The 15,607-nt window shown below is 66.9% G+C and carries 15 protein-coding genes; 7 read left to right on the top strand and 8 right to left on the bottom strand.

Annotated elements, in window-relative coordinates; all coding sequences use genetic code 11:
• Positions 1-91: 91 nt before the first annotated feature.
• From QFZ46_RS11505 to QFZ46_RS11480, 6 genes are read left to right on the top strand one after another with little or no spacing between them, the layout of a single operon-like run.
• Positions 92-862 carry a GNAT family N-acetyltransferase gene (locus tag QFZ46_RS11505; RefSeq protein WP_307361514.1) on the top strand — a complete coding sequence of 257 codons (771 nt, stop codon included), beginning with the start codon at positions 92-94 and terminating at the stop codon, positions 860-862.
• Positions 859-1,539 (top strand): MurR/RpiR family transcriptional regulator, encoded by a 681-nt coding sequence (locus QFZ46_RS11500; RefSeq protein ID WP_307361512.1) that lies wholly within the window; start codon positions 859-861, stop codon positions 1,537-1,539. Before QFZ46_RS11505 ends, QFZ46_RS11500 begins: the two co-directional genes overlap by 4 nt.
• Positions 1,536-2,651 carry an o-succinylbenzoate synthase gene (gene menC / locus QFZ46_RS11495; protein ID WP_307361510.1) on the top strand — a complete coding sequence of 372 codons (1,116 nt, stop codon included), beginning with the start codon at positions 1,536-1,538 and terminating at the stop codon, positions 2,649-2,651. Before QFZ46_RS11500 ends, menC begins: the two co-directional genes overlap by 4 nt.
• Before the next feature lie 17 nt (positions 2,652-2,668).
• Entirely contained in the window at positions 2,669-3,538 is an 870-nt protein-coding gene (locus tag QFZ46_RS11490) for an aminotransferase class IV (RefSeq protein ID WP_307361506.1), read from the top strand.
• A 3-nt stretch (positions 3,539-3,541) separates the two neighbouring features.
• Positions 3,542-5,287, top strand: a complete 1,746-nt coding sequence (locus tag QFZ46_RS11485; protein WP_307361504.1) for a membrane dipeptidase — start codon at positions 3,542-3,544, stop codon at positions 5,285-5,287.
• The gene (locus QFZ46_RS11480; protein ID WP_307361503.1) at positions 5,284-6,813 is read left to right on the top strand and encodes a serine hydrolase domain-containing protein; all 1,530 of its coding nucleotides are present in this window, start codon (positions 5,284-5,286) and stop codon (positions 6,811-6,813) included. The genes QFZ46_RS11485 and QFZ46_RS11480 overlap by 4 nt, the downstream gene beginning before the upstream one ends.
• Positions 6,814-6,885: 72 nt before the next feature.
• On the opposite strand, the gene QFZ46_RS11475 is transcribed toward QFZ46_RS11480, so the two are convergent.
• Positions 6,886-7,671, bottom strand: coding sequence for a MerR family transcriptional regulator (locus QFZ46_RS11475; RefSeq protein WP_307361501.1), 786 nt, complete (start codon positions 7,669-7,671; stop codon positions 6,886-6,888).
• A 67-nt stretch (positions 7,672-7,738) separates the two neighbouring features.
• Positions 7,739-8,902, bottom strand: a complete 1,164-nt coding sequence (locus QFZ46_RS11470) for a serine hydrolase domain-containing protein (protein WP_307361499.1) — start codon at positions 8,900-8,902, stop codon at positions 7,739-7,741.
• Positions 8,903-9,075: 173 nt separating this feature from the next.
• Here QFZ46_RS11470 and QFZ46_RS11465 point away from each other — a divergent pair, with 173 nt between their 5' ends.
• Complete coding sequence (locus QFZ46_RS11465; RefSeq protein ID WP_307361498.1) at positions 9,076-10,890, top strand: DUF2207 domain-containing protein; 1,815 nt, start codon at positions 9,076-9,078, stop codon at positions 10,888-10,890.
• 154 nt (positions 10,891-11,044) lie between these two features.
• Here the strand turns inward: QFZ46_RS11465 and QFZ46_RS11460 are convergent, their stop codons facing one another.
• From QFZ46_RS11460 to folB, 6 genes are all read right to left on the bottom strand, one after another.
• Positions 11,045-11,734, bottom strand: a complete 690-nt coding sequence (locus QFZ46_RS11460; protein ID WP_307361497.1) for a DUF2520 domain-containing protein — start codon at positions 11,732-11,734, stop codon at positions 11,045-11,047.
• Positions 11,731-13,443: a PH domain-containing protein gene (locus tag QFZ46_RS11455; RefSeq protein WP_307361496.1), complete on the bottom strand. Its 1,713-nt coding sequence runs from the start codon at positions 13,441-13,443 to the stop codon at positions 11,731-11,733. The genes QFZ46_RS11460 and QFZ46_RS11455 overlap by 4 nt, the downstream gene beginning before the upstream one ends.
• Positions 13,440-14,009 (bottom strand): PH domain-containing protein, encoded by a 570-nt coding sequence (locus QFZ46_RS11450; RefSeq protein ID WP_307364588.1) that lies wholly within the window; start codon positions 14,007-14,009, stop codon positions 13,440-13,442. Before QFZ46_RS11450 ends, QFZ46_RS11455 begins: the two co-directional genes overlap by 4 nt.
• A 184-nt stretch (positions 14,010-14,193) precedes the next feature.
• Positions 14,194-14,682, bottom strand: a complete 489-nt coding sequence (locus QFZ46_RS11445; protein WP_307361493.1) for a DUF3180 domain-containing protein — start codon at positions 14,680-14,682, stop codon at positions 14,194-14,196.
• Positions 14,679-15,230, bottom strand: coding sequence for a 2-amino-4-hydroxy-6-hydroxymethyldihydropteridine diphosphokinase (gene folK / locus QFZ46_RS11440; RefSeq protein WP_307361491.1), 552 nt, complete (start codon positions 15,228-15,230; stop codon positions 14,679-14,681). Before folK ends, QFZ46_RS11445 begins: the two co-directional genes overlap by 4 nt.
• Positions 15,227-15,607, bottom strand: coding sequence for a dihydroneopterin aldolase (gene folB / locus QFZ46_RS11435; protein ID WP_307361490.1), 381 nt, complete (start codon positions 15,605-15,607; stop codon positions 15,227-15,229). The genes folK and folB overlap by 4 nt, the downstream gene beginning before the upstream one ends.

The following is a 15,607-nucleotide window of genomic DNA, read 5'->3' as shown; positions in this document are numbered from 1 at the left end:
CATACGAGACATATCGGTCCACACCTATGGCGACGGATACTTGCAAAATCAACCGTTGGCGTTCGACAACCGCCACCATAGGATACGTATCATGCCAAACCAGCCCATCGTCCCGCTGCACGCAGAGCCCCTCGTCGGCGACGCCGCCATTCGGGAAGCGGCTGCTCTGTACACGCGCGTCTTTCGCTACGAGCATGACGAGTTCTCACTGAACCCCAACCTGGTCAGCGCCCTTGCCCGTAACGGTGGCTCCGCGATCGGCGTGCGCGACGAGGGCCGGTTGGTCGGTTTCGCCTACGGTTTCGCCGGCCGTGACCGCAGCGCCGCAGAGTTCCACTATTCGCAGGCCGCGGTCGTGGATCCCGAGTACCAGGGTCGCGGCGTCGGCCGCCTGCTCAAGGCGGGCCAGCGGCAGGTCGCGCTCGGCTGGGGGCAGCAGCGGATGCGGTGGACCTTCGATCCGCTGCTGGCGCGCAACGCTCATTTCAACTTCGCCACACTCCAGGCAGAGGGCACCGGCTACGCCGTCGACTACTACGACCGGCCCGGAACCGACCGCATCGTCGTGGATTGGGCACTCGATCGCGACGGCGATCCGTTCGCTGGCATCCGGAGCCTGCCATCCCCCGCGTTCGACGCCGCAGAATGGGGGCGCGTGTTCTCGGCAACAGAGAACGATCGTCGCATCGCACGGCTCCCGCTCCCAGCCGTCACGGATGGGCCCGCTGCCACGGGAAGCACGCTGCGGGCGCACATCCGAGAAGGGATGCAGGAGATATTCGAGGCGGGTCTCGTCCTGGTGAACTGCACGAGAATCGATGATGAAACGGCGGTCTATCTTGCAGGGGAGGATGTGCGATGACACGCGGCGATGACGATGAGGATGACCGCGCACTGGATTCACCTGGGGCGCGATTCGGCGAGCGCTTCCGCACGAGCCAGTCTGCCGAGGCGTTGCAGGCGAATGTGATCGAGACCGAGACGCGGTCTCTGGCGCGCACCTTCGACGAACTCACTCGGACCGGCACCGTGTCGCACGCGGCGACGCTGATTCTGGGTGCCAGACGGCGTTACATCACCGGGCGGGGCAAGACCGTGGCGTATGCCGACCTGCTCGCCGCCGACCTGTCCGCAACCCTGTCCAATGTCTTCCTCGTCGACGACCGCGCCCTCTCCCCCCTCGCAGTGCTGACCGACGTGCGCGCCTCCGATCTGCTCGTGCTCTTCACCATGCGGCGCTATCGAGAAGAATCGATCCGCTTCGGCGAGCGGTTCCGTCGGGCCGGTGGCGAACTCATCCTCATCACCGACAGCGACGATGCACCTCTGACCGAGGTGGCATCCGTCGTGATCAAAGTGCACACCCACTCCGCGTCGTACGCGGACTCACCCACCGCTGTGGCCGCAGTGTGCCACCTGCTGAGCACCCTCACCACGGCGAGCGCGAAGGGAGCCCGGCGTCGCCTTTCCGCACGCGACGAGCTGGCGGCGGATCTGGGTCTGCACCATCCCGATCACGGCAAGGAGAACCACAGGTGAGAATCGCACGCGTCGCGCTCTTCGAGGTCTCGCTGCCGCTCGTGCACAGCTTCGAGACGAGTTCGCACCGCAAGAGCAGCCTGCAGCACATCCTGGTTCAGGTCACCGATGCCGACGGACGGTCCGGGTGGGGGGAGATCGCCTCGCCGTCCGACCCGTTCTACACGTCGGAGACGACGGACACGGCGTGGCTGATCGCCAATCGGTACCTCGTTCCTGCGGTGCTCGGCGCCACATGGGAAGACCCCGCCGAGCTGGAGAGCACGTGGTCCGGAATCCGCGGGCACGAGTTCACGAAGGCGGGCTTCTCGGCCGCCGCGTGGGACATCCATGCCCGCTCTCAGGGCCTCTCGCTGGCTGCTGATCTCGGCGGCACGCGCACGGAGGTGGTGGCAGGCGTCTCGCTCGGCATCGAGCCCAGCCTCGACGCTCTGCTGACGCAGGTGGAGACGCAGGTGGGCGCCGGCTATCCACGGATCAAGTTGAAGATCGCGCCGGGGTGGGACGTCGAGCCCGTCCGGGTCGTGCGGAACCATCATCCCCATCTGGATCTGCACGTCGACGCGAACGGCGCGTATCCGGACTCGGAGGAGGCTGCTGAAGTCTTCCGCCAGCTGGACGAGCAATCGCTCACCATGATCGAGCAGCCGTACGCGCCGCGAGACTTCCCTGCCCACGCGCGACTGCAACGACGGATTCAGACCCCCGTCTGTCTCGACGAGTCCGTCGTCGAACTGGCAGACCTGCGAACGATGATCGAGCTGGATGCCGGTCGCGTGCTGAACATCAAGGTGTCCCGCATGGGCGGACTCCTCGCTGCGCGCCGCGCACACGACCTCGCAAGAGACGCGGGTATCCCGGTGTGGTGCGGCGGCATGCACGAGTTCGGCGTCGGGCGGGCCGCGAACGTCGCGATCTCATCGCTTCCGAACTTCACGCTGCCATCGGACGTGTCCGGTTCCGACAAGTACTACGAGCGGGATGTGATCGTGCCGCCGGTGGTCGCGGAGAACGGCGTCGTGCAGGTGCCCGATGGGCCAGGCATCGGGTACGAGGTCGACATCGACTGGGTGCGGCAGAACGCCGTTCGCACCGCTGAACTCACCGTCTGAGATCCCCGAGGAGGACAATGAAACCGCTCGTTCTGTACCGCGTCGATCTCCGTGCCGGTGATCCTGCCTCCGCGCTGGAGCGCCTGGACCCGGCGGCTCCCCTCCTGACGGGCACCGATCTCGCGGCCACGCGCGGCGACGGGGTCTTCGAGACAGTTGTCCTCGTCGACGGCGTCCCCCAGGCGATGGAAGCCCATCTGGACCGCTTCGAACGATCCGCGAGCCTGCTCGAGCTTCCGTCGCCGGATCGCGTGCTGTGGCGGACAGTCGTCGAGAGAGTCGCCGCTGAGATGGATGTGTCGCGCGGGGCGGTCAAGTACATCCTTTCCCGCGGCGACGAGGCGACCGGAGAGCCGACGGGATGGGCACTCGGATTCGCCCCCACACGTCACCGCACAGGGGTTCCGCCAGAGCTCGACGTCGTACTGCTCGACCGCGGGTATCGCTCGGATGTCGCGACGACGGCACCGTGGCTGCTGCAGGGTGCGAAGACCCTGTCGTATGCGGTGAACATGGCTGCGCTTCGCGAGGCGGGACGCCGCGGAGCAAGCGACGTGATCTTCGTGTCCAGTGACGGATACATCCTGGAGGGGCCGAACTCGACGGTCATCGCGAGAATCGACGGCGAGTACGTCACGCCTCCGGTGGAGTTCGGCATCCTGCCCGGCACCACCCAGGCCGACGCGTTCGAGGCGTTGCGAGAAGGCGGCGACAGGGTCGCAGTGCGCGCCCTCACCGTCTCCGATCTTTCGGATGCTGATGCCCTCTGGCTGTGCTCGAGCACTCGTGGCGCCGCGCCGGTGCGATCGCTCGACGGCGTCGCTCAGCACGTCGACCACGCGACCACCGAGCGCATCTCCGCTTTCCTGAACGCACGAAAGGGCTGACCAATGATTCCGGTGATCGACGGCCACAACGACCTGGCCTGGGCGCGTCGAAAGCGCCACGCACTGTCCACGCAACAGTTGCATGAACTCGTTGCAGAGGCGCACACGGACATCCCGCGGCTCCACGCAGGAGGCGTCGGCGGTCAGTTCTGGTCGGTGTGGGTGGATTCCGCACTCGAGGGCGCGGCGCAGGTGACTGCAACCCTCGAGCAGATCGATTTCGTGCATCGGCTCGTGCAGGACTATCCGGAGGTCTTCGCCTTCACCCGCACCGCGCAGGAGGCCCGCACCACCATCCGGCAGGGGCGCATAGCGTCTCTGATCGGAGTCGAAGGGGGCGCGCAGATCGACGGCTCCCTCGGTGTGCTGAGGCAGTATGCACGGCTCGGTGCGCGCTACATGACGCTCACCTGGAATCACACCACCGATTGGGCCGACGCCGCCACGGACGAACCGCGCCACGACGGCCTCAGCGACTTCGGTCGCGACGTCGTCAGGGAGATGAACCGGATCGGGATGCTCGTCGATCTCGCGCACGTCGCGCCGACGACGATGCGGGACGCGATCGCCACGAGCGTCCGGCCGGTGATGGTGAGTCACTCGGGTGCCGCAGCACTCTGCGATCATCCACGCAATGTCCCGGACGACGTGATCGCCGCGATCGGAGCGGGCGGCGGGATCGTCATGGTCGCGTTCGTCCCGACCTTCCTCAGCCAATCGCGCCACGATTGGCACGTCGCAGGCGAGGTCGGCGCACCGCCCGAGGTGACGATCGCCGATGTCGCCGATCACATCGAACACGTCCGAGCCGTCGCGGGCGTGCACGCCGTAGGCATCGGTGCAGACTACGACGGCACGGATGCGATGCCCACCGGCCTCGAGGACGTCTCGGGGTATCAGCGGCTGCTCGACGAATTGCGCCGAAGGGGGTGGACGGAAGACGAACTGCAGGCGTTGGCGTTCCGCAACGCGCTGCGGGTGCTGGAGGCCTCCGATGCCGACCACCTCGCGTTCCTGTCCGGGCGTGAGGGTCGTCCGCGCGTGCTCATCGTCGTGAATGCAGACGGGTCAGGACCTCGTCGACTGCTGCGCTGGCTTGATGCCGCAGGAGTCCGTGCCGACGTGCGCTACGGCGCGCATGGTCTTCCGGAGAGTCTGGACGGCTACGACGGTCTGGTGATGCTCGGGGGTGGAATGATGCCGGATGACGTCGAGAAGGGCCCCTGGCTCCCGACCGAACGACGGCTCGCATCCGAAGCGATCGAACGGGATCTGCCGACCCTCGGCATCTGCCTCGGCGGACAGCTGCTCGCTCAGATCGCGGGGGGCGAGGTGCGCGAGTCGTACGGGGTCAAGGAGCGTGGTTCCACCGTGATCAGGACGACGCCGGCCGGACAGCAGGATGCGGTGATGTCGGGGCTCGGCGGTGCCGCACCGATGATCGAGAACCACCAGGACCAGATCACGGTGCTGCCGGCCGACGCCGTGCTGCTCGCGTCGAGTGAGGGGGTCGCCATCCAGGCGTTCCGCCTCGGAGCGCATGTCCGCGGAGTGCAGTTCCATCCCGAAGTCTCGGCCGATGACCTTCAGTGGTGGAGCGAACCGACCGATCCTGCACCGGGCGACCGTCCGGTCGCAGACCTCGTCGCAGAGGCCCTTCACGACGACGACGAGAACACCGCAGCATGCTTGGCGCTGGTGCGCGGCTTCGCACAAGAGGTGCGTGAGGCTGCGGGGATCCGGGCGTGAGCAGCACACCCGTGCCATCGACGAGGGCTGTGCTCGACCGCGCCGTGGCAGCGGACGGGCTACGGAATGCGCTCGCAGCGACGCGGCACCTCGCCCCCGCAACCGCAGCCGCCATCACTCACCATGGCGAGATCCTCGCCGTCGACGTGCAGGGGACGCCACGACGAGACGGGTCCCCGACCGCGCGGGGTACGGTGTTCCGCATCGCCTCGATGACGAAGAGCTTCCTCGCCGCCACCGCTCTCGCGCTCCGCGATGACGGACTGCTCGATCTGCACGCTCCGGCAGCGGAGTACGTGCCCGGTCTCGCCGCAGCGACCTTCCAGGGCCGCCCCGTGTCGATGACGCTGTCCTCACTGCTGTCGAACAGGGCAGGCCTCACGGAGGACAATGCGTGGGTCGATGAGATGCTCGGCGAACCGCGCGAGTTGATCGGCGAACTCGTCGATTCCGGTCTTCGGCTCGCTGCGCTTCCTGACAGCGAATACCACTATTCGAACCTCGGCATCTCGATGATCGGTCGGGCCATAGAGTCGGTCACGGGGCTGCCCGTCGAGGTCGTGATGCAGGAGCGCATCATCGATCCGCTCGGTCTGTCGGATACCAGAGCAGCGGCATCGCTGTATCCGCGCGGTACCGATCTCGCCCTGGGCTTTCGCACCTTCGACGACGGGATGACCTTCGTCGAAGAGCCGTTCGTGGGGTCGGGAGCACTCGCCTGCATCGGCAGCCTGTTCTCGACACTCGACGACATCGCACGATGGATGCACTTCCTCAGCACGGCGTTCGATGCCGATCCCGTCGCCGAGGATGTGCTCTGCGCAGCCTCCCGCCGGGAGCTGCAAGGGGCGAGATCCATGATTCCGATCTCCGGGGCACGCTTCGACCGTCACGACGTCGACGGCGCCGGCTACGGCTATGGGGTCGTCGTCGAGCACGACCGGAGGTTCGGCCGCATCCTCCAACACGCCGGCGGACTTCCCGGCTTCTCCTCGCACATGCGGTGGCATCCCGCCAGCGGGCTCGGCGCCGTCGTGTTCGGCAACTCCGACGCGTTCGACGCCGGGCCCGTCGCGGCTCAGGCGCTTCGGGACACGCTGACCACCATCGGCGCGCCGGCTGCGATCGTCCGGCCATGGTCGGATACGCTCGCCGCGGCGTCAGTCCTGGATGATCTCGTACGCACGGGGCGCCCGCTCTCAGATGCAACCGATCTGCTCGCCCGCAACGTGCTTCGCGACGTTCCGGTGCCAGTGCGCGACACCCGGCTTCGTGCCGCGTTCGACGAGGTAGGCGATCCGCTCCGGCACGCTGGGCCCGTCTCGCAGCGCATCGTCACCGCGAGGGATGCCGCTTCGCTGCGCTGGAGGATCCCCTGCGAACGCGGCGCGCTGATCTGCGATGTGCACCTGATGGGGCTGCCGGATCCGCTCGTGCAGTCGTTCTCGATACGCGTCGGCGATGGAGACATCCCCCGCGGCGAAGTCTCCGACGTCACCGCGCACTACGCCGTCGAACTCCCCTGAGCCTGAGCCGCCGTCACGTCACACGCCGAGATGCAGTCGCGCCCATCTGGGACTCACCGAGGCGCTTCGACGTCAGCGGGGTTCCTGTCGGGGGATTCGGGCACCGGCGGCGCGGAGCCCCGCCTCGACGAGCCCTGTCAGCCACTCACCGACCGTGCCCTGATCCGCCCCGACGTCGCGTACCAGACCGTATCGAGCCGTGGCATCGGAACGGGCCTGCATGCCAGTCACTATCCGCAGATGCTCCGGATTCGCGAGGTAGTGCGCCACGACTTCATCTACGAGCGACTCGATGCGGGGATCGTCCGAAGCCCAGTTGACGGCTTCCGCGGCTCGCCGGCTCAGCGCGACGAACTGCTCGTCGCCCAGAGCATTCTCGACGAGGGCGAGATGCTCCTCGAATCTCTCCGGCACCAGCGCGCTCGCCAGCACCAGCCCTTCTCGGGTGGAGACCACTTCCTCGTCGCTGAAGCCGAGTCGCGACATTCTTTCCAGCAGCGCGACAGCCCGGTCAGGCAGAAGCGTACGATCGCCGTCGGTCAGTCTTCGAAGCATGTGCCGTCGCGAGATCAGCTCGTCGATCTGCGCCGAGAGCTTGCGCTCGACGCCGACGAGCGCGGATGCGAACTCCGCGTCGTCGGCGTCGAGCAATGCGACGATCTCAGCCAGAGGAACTCCGGCACCGGCGAAGGTACGCGCCTGCACAAGCCGCAGCATCTCCGCCGTGCCGTACCTCCGATATCCAGAGGCGTCCCTCGTGGGCTCAGCCACCAGACCGAGCTTGTGATAGTGCCGCACCGTCTTCACCGTGACGCCGGCGAACGCGGCCGCCTGCCCGATCGTGACTCCGCTGCTCATCTTTTCGCCTTGCCTCTCGAAAGCACTCGGCCACAATAGCGGCCACGACCGACTCGCAGTACTGCACTCACCCGGCGATCGGCGTCCCGGCACGGAACACGGCGTCGACGAGCCTCTGCGCGCCCTGCTGGAAAGCGACGGCCAATGACATCGTGGCGTCGTCGATGTAGTTCAACGTGCCCGTCATGGCCGTACGGCCGTCGGGCGTGCAGTACATCAGCGCCGCGTATCCGGCCATGCCGCCGTTGTGCGTGATCACGGTGCCGTGTTCGCCCAGATCCTGCACGAACACGCCGAGGCCGTAGTCCATACCAGGAAGCGGCGTCGGCCGTGCTGCGAGCATCTCCGCCAGCAGCTCCGCCGGGAGCAGCCTTCCTGCGATGAGTGATGACAGGAACGTCTCGAGGTCCTCTGAAGTGGAGATCATGTCGCCTCCGCTGGATATCCAGGACGGGTTGTGCTCGCTGATGTCGACGGTCACCTCCTCGCCATCCTCCTCGTACCGGTAGTAGGCGTGCCCGTGCGGCTCGGCGAGGTCGATCTCGTTGCTCGGCTGCGTCGTGCCCTCAAGGCCGAGGGGGTCGAAGATCACGCGACGCATTTCGGCGGCGACCGTGCTCCCCGTCACCTTCTCGATGATGAGCCGGGCGATCACGTAGTTGGTGTTGGCGTAGCTCCAATCGGTGCCAGGCTCGAACCGCGCCGGCTTGGACAGCGCGAATCGCACCAGTACTTCCGGAGCGTAGGTCACGAATCTCTTGTCCACCCATTCCTTGCCGGAGGGCGTGGCCGGGATCCCCATAACGATCGTGCCGTCCGGGTAGACCTCGCCGGTGAAGTTGAAGATTCCGCTGGTGTGCTGCAACAGCATCCGGACTGTGACGCGCGGGTCGATGTCGAACTCGGGCAGGTACTGCTTCGCGGGAGCATCCAGCTCGATCAGGCCGTCGGCGACAAGACGAAGCATCACGACGGCGGTGAACGTCTTCGTGTTGCTGCCGATGCGGGCGTGACCGTTGATCGCGGGGAGTTCCGGATCTCCGATCCGGCCGACGCCGGCGGAACCGGCCCACGTTCCGCGTTCATCGCGAACACGCAGAGTGATGCCGGTGATACCCGAATCAACGATGTCCTGGAGGATGTGCTGAAGCTCAGGACGATCCGACTCCGGTGAGTCGCCTCCCGCCGCCAAAACAGTGGACTGGACGTTTGAGGTGGTGACTTCGGTCATGATATTCGGCTCCTTGCCTTGTTTTCTGCGACCGTTCTCGTGTCGCTGACGCGAGTGTGAACCCTGACCTTGGGTCAACGTCAAGTGCCTTTCATGAATTTGTTCGCAGTATGGGAATGCGTCGGCGCTCGCACTCCTCGGGCAGATCTCAGGTCCCTCGATACGCTCGAAGCATGTTCCGGAGATCGCTTCCCCGATACCTCGCTCTGCCCGTGGCCGCCGTCGCCCTGATGTTCACCGCATCCGGCACCGCGGCATCCGCCGCCGAACCGCGGACCGACGTCGATGACTTCGCCTTCTCGTCCTGGGACGCGAAGTACGAAGTCGGCATCGACTCGGATGGACGCGCCACCCTGCATGTCGAGGAGACCAGGGTCGCCGAGTTCCCCGAGTTCGACCAGAACCGAGGCATCGTCGCCGGCTACCCCGACAGCTATCAAGGCGCCGGGCTCGGCACCACGATCATCTCCGTCCGCGACGAGAACGGCGACGACGTCCCGTACGAGATCGAGGAGGACGACGGACTCGTGTACGTGCTCACCGGCGATGACGCGTACGTGCACGGCTCGACGACCTACGTCATCGAGTACGAGATGCGCGATGTCATCATCGCGGCCGAGGGCACCGAGGTCGACGAGTTCTACTGGGACCTGTTGCCTTTGGACAGCACCCAGGACATCGGCGAGTTCCAGGCCGAGATCATCTTCGATGGCGCACTCGCTGCGCACCTCACCGGCGACTCCTCCTGTTACCAGGGCCCCCAAGGCTCGACCGACACCTGTGATCTCCGCCAGGACGCGGACGCCTTCACTGTCTCGGCGAAAGACCTGGCAGCTGGCGAGGGGGTCACGGTGGCGATCGCGCTGGAGCCGGGCACGGTCACTCAGCCCTCTGCACGCCGACCCAACCCCGCCACCGATGTGCTGCCCTACGCGGTCGGCGGCGGCGCCGTGCTGCTCTCGATCGGCGGCTGGTTCGCGACCAGCGCCATGATCCGTTCCCGCCGCCGCGGCACAGGCATCGTGGTGGCGCAGTACGACGTCCCTGACTCGATGCCGCCCCTCCTCGCAAGCGCCATAGTCCCGAAGACGAAGAACTCACTCACCGCCCAGATCGTGCATCTCGCCGTGCGCGGGCTCCTGCGTCTCGAAGACCTGCCCGAGGAAGCCACGAAGAAGACGCGACGCCCCCGCCTGCGCCGGCTCGACGGCCCGATCCCCGATCCATTGGATGAGAAGGCACTCAAAGCGCTGTTCAACAACACCGAGACCGACATCGTCATGAAGATGCCGAAGAACAGCGCGGCGTTCGCGAAGCGCATGGTGGGGCTCCTCAAAGCCGGCCCGAAGGCTGCTGAGGAACGAGGCCTGACCGTACGGGCTCGCAGCAGAGCGGCGCAGATCATCCAGATCGTGTCGCTCCTCGCCCTCGCCGTGATGATCGGCCTGCTGTTCTGGGGGCTCATCTCCGGAAGAGCATCCGCCGGTCCCGTCTTCCTCGCGACACTGCTGTGCGCCATCCTGGTGATCATCTCGAGCGTCGTGGCGTTCAAGAAGCACACCGTGCTCACTCCGGAGGGCGCGCTTCAGCTCGAATACCTGGAGGGCGTGCGCGAGTTCATCCGGGTCGCTGAGGCCGACCGGCTGCGAATGCTGCAGTCGTACTCCGGGGCCGAGCGTCGCAGTGACGGATCTGTCGACGTCATCCACGTGTACGAGCGGCTGCTGCCCTACGCGATCCTGTTCGGCCAGGAGAACGAGTGGGGAGAAGTACTCGAGGTCACCTATGCGCGTGAGCAGCAGTCGCCTGGGTGGATCGACGGCTCCGCCGCCGGCATCGTCATCCGCATGAGCGCGTTGACCGCCGCGACGCACTCTTCATCGACCTACTCGGCGCCGAGCACGGGCAGCTCGTCGAGCTTCGGCGGATCCTCCGGCGGCGGGTTCTCCGGCGGAGGCGGAGGCGGGGGCTTCTCGGGCGGTCGCTGACGCACGGCTCGGGCGCGTTCGGCTCTGGACACGCCTGACCCCGGAAAACCCGGACCGCCTGGCGTGTCGCCGGACGGTCCGCCTCCGACGCGCCGAAGACACACCGACTCGTCTCTGTTCTCCCAACGTGCGCGGTGTCGAACGGCTGGGTCTGTCAGATGACGGGCGGATCGGATGCTTCGCGCAGAGCGCGCTCGACGGTCGACTGCACGAGCGCGGAGAGGTACCCGCCCGGGTTCTCCACGCCGATGCCGCGCAGCAACGAGGTCGATTGCCCGATGATCGCCCGGGAGAATTCGGATGCCGTGGCGATCGCCTCCGCGTAGGCCGCGCGGTCGTCTTCGCCGATGACGATCGGCTCGCAGCCCAGCTCGACCGCGAGGGCCTGCGCGATGGGCAGCACCGCTGCGGGTGCTGTGACTGCGGCGAAACCAGCCTGAAGCTGCCGCAGATCGATCGACGTGCCGGTGAACGAGATCGCCGGATGCACCGCCAGCGGGATAGCACCCGCACGTTGCGCCGGCTCCAGCACACCGATGCCGTAGGCAGGATCCGTGTGCAGCACGAGTTGACCCGATTGCCAGGCGCCCAGCTCCGACAGGCCGCTGACCAGCCCCGGAAGCTCATCGTGCGGCACCGCCAGGATCACCAGCTCGCTGCGACGGAGCACCTCGGCGGCGTCGAGCACAGGCACCTGGGGCAGCACACCGGCGACACGGTCATCGTCCGAGCCGCTCGTGATGCCGGTGATGGCGTGTCCTGCACCTGCGAGCGCAGCGCCTACCACCGGTCCGACCCGTCCGGCGCCGATGATGCCGACGCCGAGTCGTCCGTCACGGTTCATGCAGACCTCTCGTGCACAGCATCCTGAGCCCAGCGATGAGTCTGATCGCGGCCTGCGGCAGCCGCTGCGCGGCGTGAGATGTCATCCACTGCCGCCGTCAGATCGACACTTTCGATGCCGACGACGTCGCCGAGAACGGGCCCGGTGACACTGTGCGCCTTGAGTATGGCGACGCGCTGCGCCCGATCGATCGGCCCCTGCGCCGCCGAGACGCCCTGCAGACGGGCCAGCGGGAACACCGCGAGCTTGCGCCAGAAGTTGCCGCGGCGCATGATGACGGCGAAGTCGGTGACGGCGAAGCCGTGCCGCTTCCACGAGAACGGCCGACGCCACCACCCGCGCTTCTGCAGCACGTGATACGGGTCACCAGCCTGCGGACCGAAGATCCCGTGCTCCCAGACGAGAGGGCGATCCTCCTCAGGCATGTCGGGAAGGACCAGCGCGAGAACGCGCTCGACGTCTGCGCGCGTGCCCACCGGGAGCACGATGTTGAACTGCTGTGCGGTGCTGGACTGCTGCTGCGACACGCTCTTGCCGCTCATGCGGTTGATCTTGATGGTCCACCAGCCGAACGGTCGCCACAGGATCGACTGCGTCACCTCGACGGCGAAGATGCGTCCTGGGGGGATCGTCTCGGTGACAGTGGTGAACAGACCGAACGTGATGCGCACGCCGTCCGGCGTCGGCGCGATGGAGTACCTCAGCGACCGGGAGATCTGCGCCCAGACGATGGCGAACGCGGCGATGACGAACGGAACCCCCAACCCGAGTGTGATGCCGACGACTCCGATCCACGCGTCGGGATCGTCGTCGGCGAGGATGGCGGGGATGACGAAGGCGAGCGTCACGCCGAAGATGAGGATGAAGAAAGCGAGCCACAGCACGCCGGCGAGCACCTGGGATCCGACGAGTCGTCCGGTCGGGATCTTGACGACGCTCTCCGGTGCGACGTCGCTGAGGTCGACGCCGCCGATCAGATCGTTCACTCCGCCGTTCATCGATCCGATGAGTTGGGAACGGATCGATGTCGCGCCGGCGGCGGGGGCCGCGCTCTGAGGCGAACCGCCACGCTGTCTGGCCTCTCGTGCCGCCCTGGCGCCGGACGCGAGACGGAGGATGTCCGATCGCACGGTCTCGGCTTTGGTCGTCGAGAGATACTCAAGCGGCACATTCGCATCGGTGCCCGCGCCGACCACCTCGAGCTTGGCCATCCCGATCAACCGCGCCGGGAATGGCCTTGTGAGGTTGACGCCCTGCACACGATCCAGCGGTGCCCGCCGCTGAGAGCGGAAGACGATGCCCTTGCGCACTTCGACATGCTCGTCGGAGATGCGGAACTCCTGGAACCGCCAGACCAGCCAGAACCCCACGATCAGCACGATCAGCGCACCCAGAACGACGAGAAGCGCGATGAGGATGAGGTTGTTCTCCAGCACCCAGTCCACTGGATCGCCGCCGGAGTAGTCGCCGACATGGGCTTCTTCCGGCGCGAACAGACCGATGGCCCAGTAGATGATCCGGTCGCGGAAGTTGTTCAGCACGACGCCGGCGACGATGATGAGCACCAGTCCGCCCTTGAACAGCGGGGTCAGCGGGTGCAGTCGGTGCCATTCTCCGTCAGCGAGCGATTCACTGCCCGCAGGTGCAGTCGGCACGGGAGGCAGTGGCGGCTGCGCCGCGTAGGGATCCGGATTCTGAGGCGTGCTCACAGGCCGGTCCGCCGGGTCTCGGCGACCTCGATGAGAGTGTCGCGCAGTGCTTCAGCGGCCGCCTGGGTGAGCCCTGGGATCTGCACGCCGGTCGTCGCGGCAGCGGTGACCATCTTGAGCTGGGAGACCCCGAAGGCGCGATCCAGCGGCCCGTGCGTGATGTCGACGAGCTGCATGCGTCCGTACGGCACGGCGATGATGCGCTGCCAGAGGATGCCCTTGCGGAACACGATGTCGTCGGCGCGCAGCATGAAACCGATCGCCTTCGCCTGACGCGGGAGGATCACCAGCGTGATGACGGTGATGAGCGTGAGGAATCCTGCCGGAATCCAGACCCAGTTCTGGTGGAAAACGAGGCCGACGATGAGCGCCACGGCGACGACGACCGCGAGGAAGATGCCGTTCTGCAGGAACTGCGACACCACGTAGCGCGGCGAGATCTGATGCCATTTCCCGTCGAGGTCGATGCGACCTGCGCCTCGAGGCTCTCTCAGCTTCTCGTAGGTGCCCTCGTCGAGCACCGGGGGCGTGATGAGGGGAGAGGCCGGCGGGGCGGCGGGTGCCATCGGCGCAGCAGGGAACGCCGCAGGTGCAGCGGCAGGTGCAGCGGCAGGCGTCACAGGCGGATTCGCCTGCGGGGCTGCGGTCGCAGGATACGCGGCGGGCCCAGGGTTCTGCGGCGCGGACGCGGGCACCGGGGGTGCCGGCGGAGCTGGCGGAATGTTCGGCACCTGGTGCGGAGGCGTCGGCTCAGCGCCCGGCGTCGGCTCCGGCGGAGGGGTCGTCTGGCTGTCGGTCATCAGGATCCTTCGGCAGGGTGCAGAACTGTTCGGCGACGAGAGCCGCGATCACGAGAACGAGCGAGCTCGCCATGAGAGCGACCATCGCCACAATCGACCCTACCTGGGGATCAACGGGACGCGACAGGAGGAAGGTCAGGAGCCCTCCCCCGAATCCGGTCATGATGGCGCCGAGCAGGCTCGAGGCCCTGGCGAGCGTCGCGGCGCGCAGTGCACGGAACGGGTCGATGCGCCCCCGGGACTTGCCGCGCACGCTGCGCCGAACGGGCCATGCGATGGCGAGAACAGCGACTGCGAGGAGCAGGAGCAGCACCGGCAGGAATCCCGATGGAGCGAATGTCGACCGCCCGGACACTGTCAGCAGATGATCGATGAGATAGCCCGCTCCACCGCCGACCAGGGCGAGGAGGATGAGGATCGGAGCCGTGGTGCGCTTCATCCGCGCTCCGCGCCGTCATCCGTCGGTTCAGATCGGAGAGCGGCCGCGAGGTCGGCGATCCGGCCGCGCCCTGGGATCTCACCCTGGGGGTCGATACTGAGCCATGGATCGAGCACGAACAGCCTCTCCGCAGCACGCGGATGCGGCAGCAGCAGGTGAGGGTCATCGGAGACGACATCGCCATAGGTGATCAGATCGAGGTCGAGCGTGCGGTCTCCCCAGCGTTCGCGACGCTCGCGGCCGTGCTCCTCCTCGATCGCATGCAGCATGCCCAGCAGCACCTCTGGTGCCAGGCGGGTGGAGACGATTGCGACGGCATTGACATAGCCGGGGGCATCAGGATCCGGGCCGTCCAGGCGCAACGCGACGGTCTCGTACAGCTCGGACAACCGCACATCGTCCACGAGCGGGAGTCGCGCGATGCGTTCCACGGCGCGCTGGATCGTCTCGCGCCGGTCGCCGAGATTCGCGCCGAGGGCGACGACCGCCGTCGCAGCATCGCGGCCGGGGCGCGGGTCTGGCCGCGTCGGCGGTGGTTTGCGGATCATTGCGGCGCGTCCTTCCTGGGGCGGCTGATCGTGACCGACACGTCGGAGAACGTCAGCGGTATGGGTGCATGCGGCTTGTGGACGGTGATGTCGGCCTGCCTCACCCGAGTATCAGCGAGCACGACATCGGCGATCCGTTCGGCGAGGGTCTCAATGAGATTGACAGGCTCTCCGGCCACGACGGCGGCGACTTTCTCGGCCAGCTCGCCGTAGTGAACGGTGTCGACCACGTCGTCGGATGCCGCCGCAGCCGCCAGCTCGAGGCGCAGACGCAGGTCGATCACGAACTCCTGACCGTTCTCGCGCTCGTGTTCGAAGACGCCGTGGCGTCCGAACACGGTGAGTCCGGTGAGCCGGATCTGGTCCAGGATCGGCAT

Origin of the sequence: Microbacterium murale, from assembly GCF_030815955.1 — a bacterium.
GTDB classification, from domain to species: domain Bacteria; phylum Actinomycetota; class Actinomycetes; order Actinomycetales; family Microbacteriaceae; genus Microbacterium; species Microbacterium murale_A.
Note: the sequence above shows the minus strand (reverse complement) of the source record. Positions and strands in the feature narration are given on the sequence as shown.

What these genes read in the sequence shown, in the direction of transcription:
- QFZ46_RS11475 (WP_307361501.1), bottom strand. Translation starts at nt 7,671, where the DNA reads ATGAGCAGCGGAGTCACGATCGGGCAGGCGGCCGCGTTCGCCGGCGTC.
- QFZ46_RS11500 (WP_307361512.1), top strand. Translation starts at nt 859, where the DNA reads ATGACACGCGGCGATGACGATGAGGATGACCGCGCACTGGATTCACCT.
- folB (WP_307361490.1), bottom strand. Translation starts at nt 15,607, where the DNA reads ATGCCGATCCTGGACCAGATCCGGCTCACCGGACTCACCGTGTTCGGA.
- QFZ46_RS11470 (WP_307361499.1), bottom strand. Translation starts at nt 8,902, where the DNA reads ATGACCGAAGTCACCACCTCAAACGTCCAGTCCACTGTTTTGGCGGCG.
- QFZ46_RS11490 (WP_307361506.1), top strand. Translation starts at nt 2,669, where the DNA reads ATGAAACCGCTCGTTCTGTACCGCGTCGATCTCCGTGCCGGTGATCCT.
- QFZ46_RS11465 (WP_307361498.1), top strand. Translation starts at nt 9,076, where the DNA reads ATGTTCCGGAGATCGCTTCCCCGATACCTCGCTCTGCCCGTGGCCGCC.
- QFZ46_RS11460 (WP_307361497.1), bottom strand. Translation starts at nt 11,734, where the DNA reads ATGAACCGTGACGGACGACTCGGCGTCGGCATCATCGGCGCCGGACGG.
- QFZ46_RS11505 (WP_307361514.1), top strand. Translation starts at nt 92, where the DNA reads ATGCCAAACCAGCCCATCGTCCCGCTGCACGCAGAGCCCCTCGTCGGC.
- QFZ46_RS11445 (WP_307361493.1), bottom strand. Translation starts at nt 14,682, where the DNA reads ATGAAGCGCACCACGGCTCCGATCCTCATCCTCCTCGCCCTGGTCGGC.
- QFZ46_RS11450 (WP_307364588.1), bottom strand. Translation starts at nt 14,009, where the DNA reads ATGGCACCCGCCGCCCCGCCGGCCTCTCCCCTCATCACGCCCCCGGTG.
- folK (WP_307361491.1), bottom strand. Translation starts at nt 15,230, where the DNA reads ATGATCCGCAAACCACCGCCGACGCGGCCAGACCCGCGCCCCGGCCGC.
- QFZ46_RS11485 (WP_307361504.1), top strand. Translation starts at nt 3,542, where the DNA reads ATGATTCCGGTGATCGACGGCCACAACGACCTGGCCTGGGCGCGTCGA.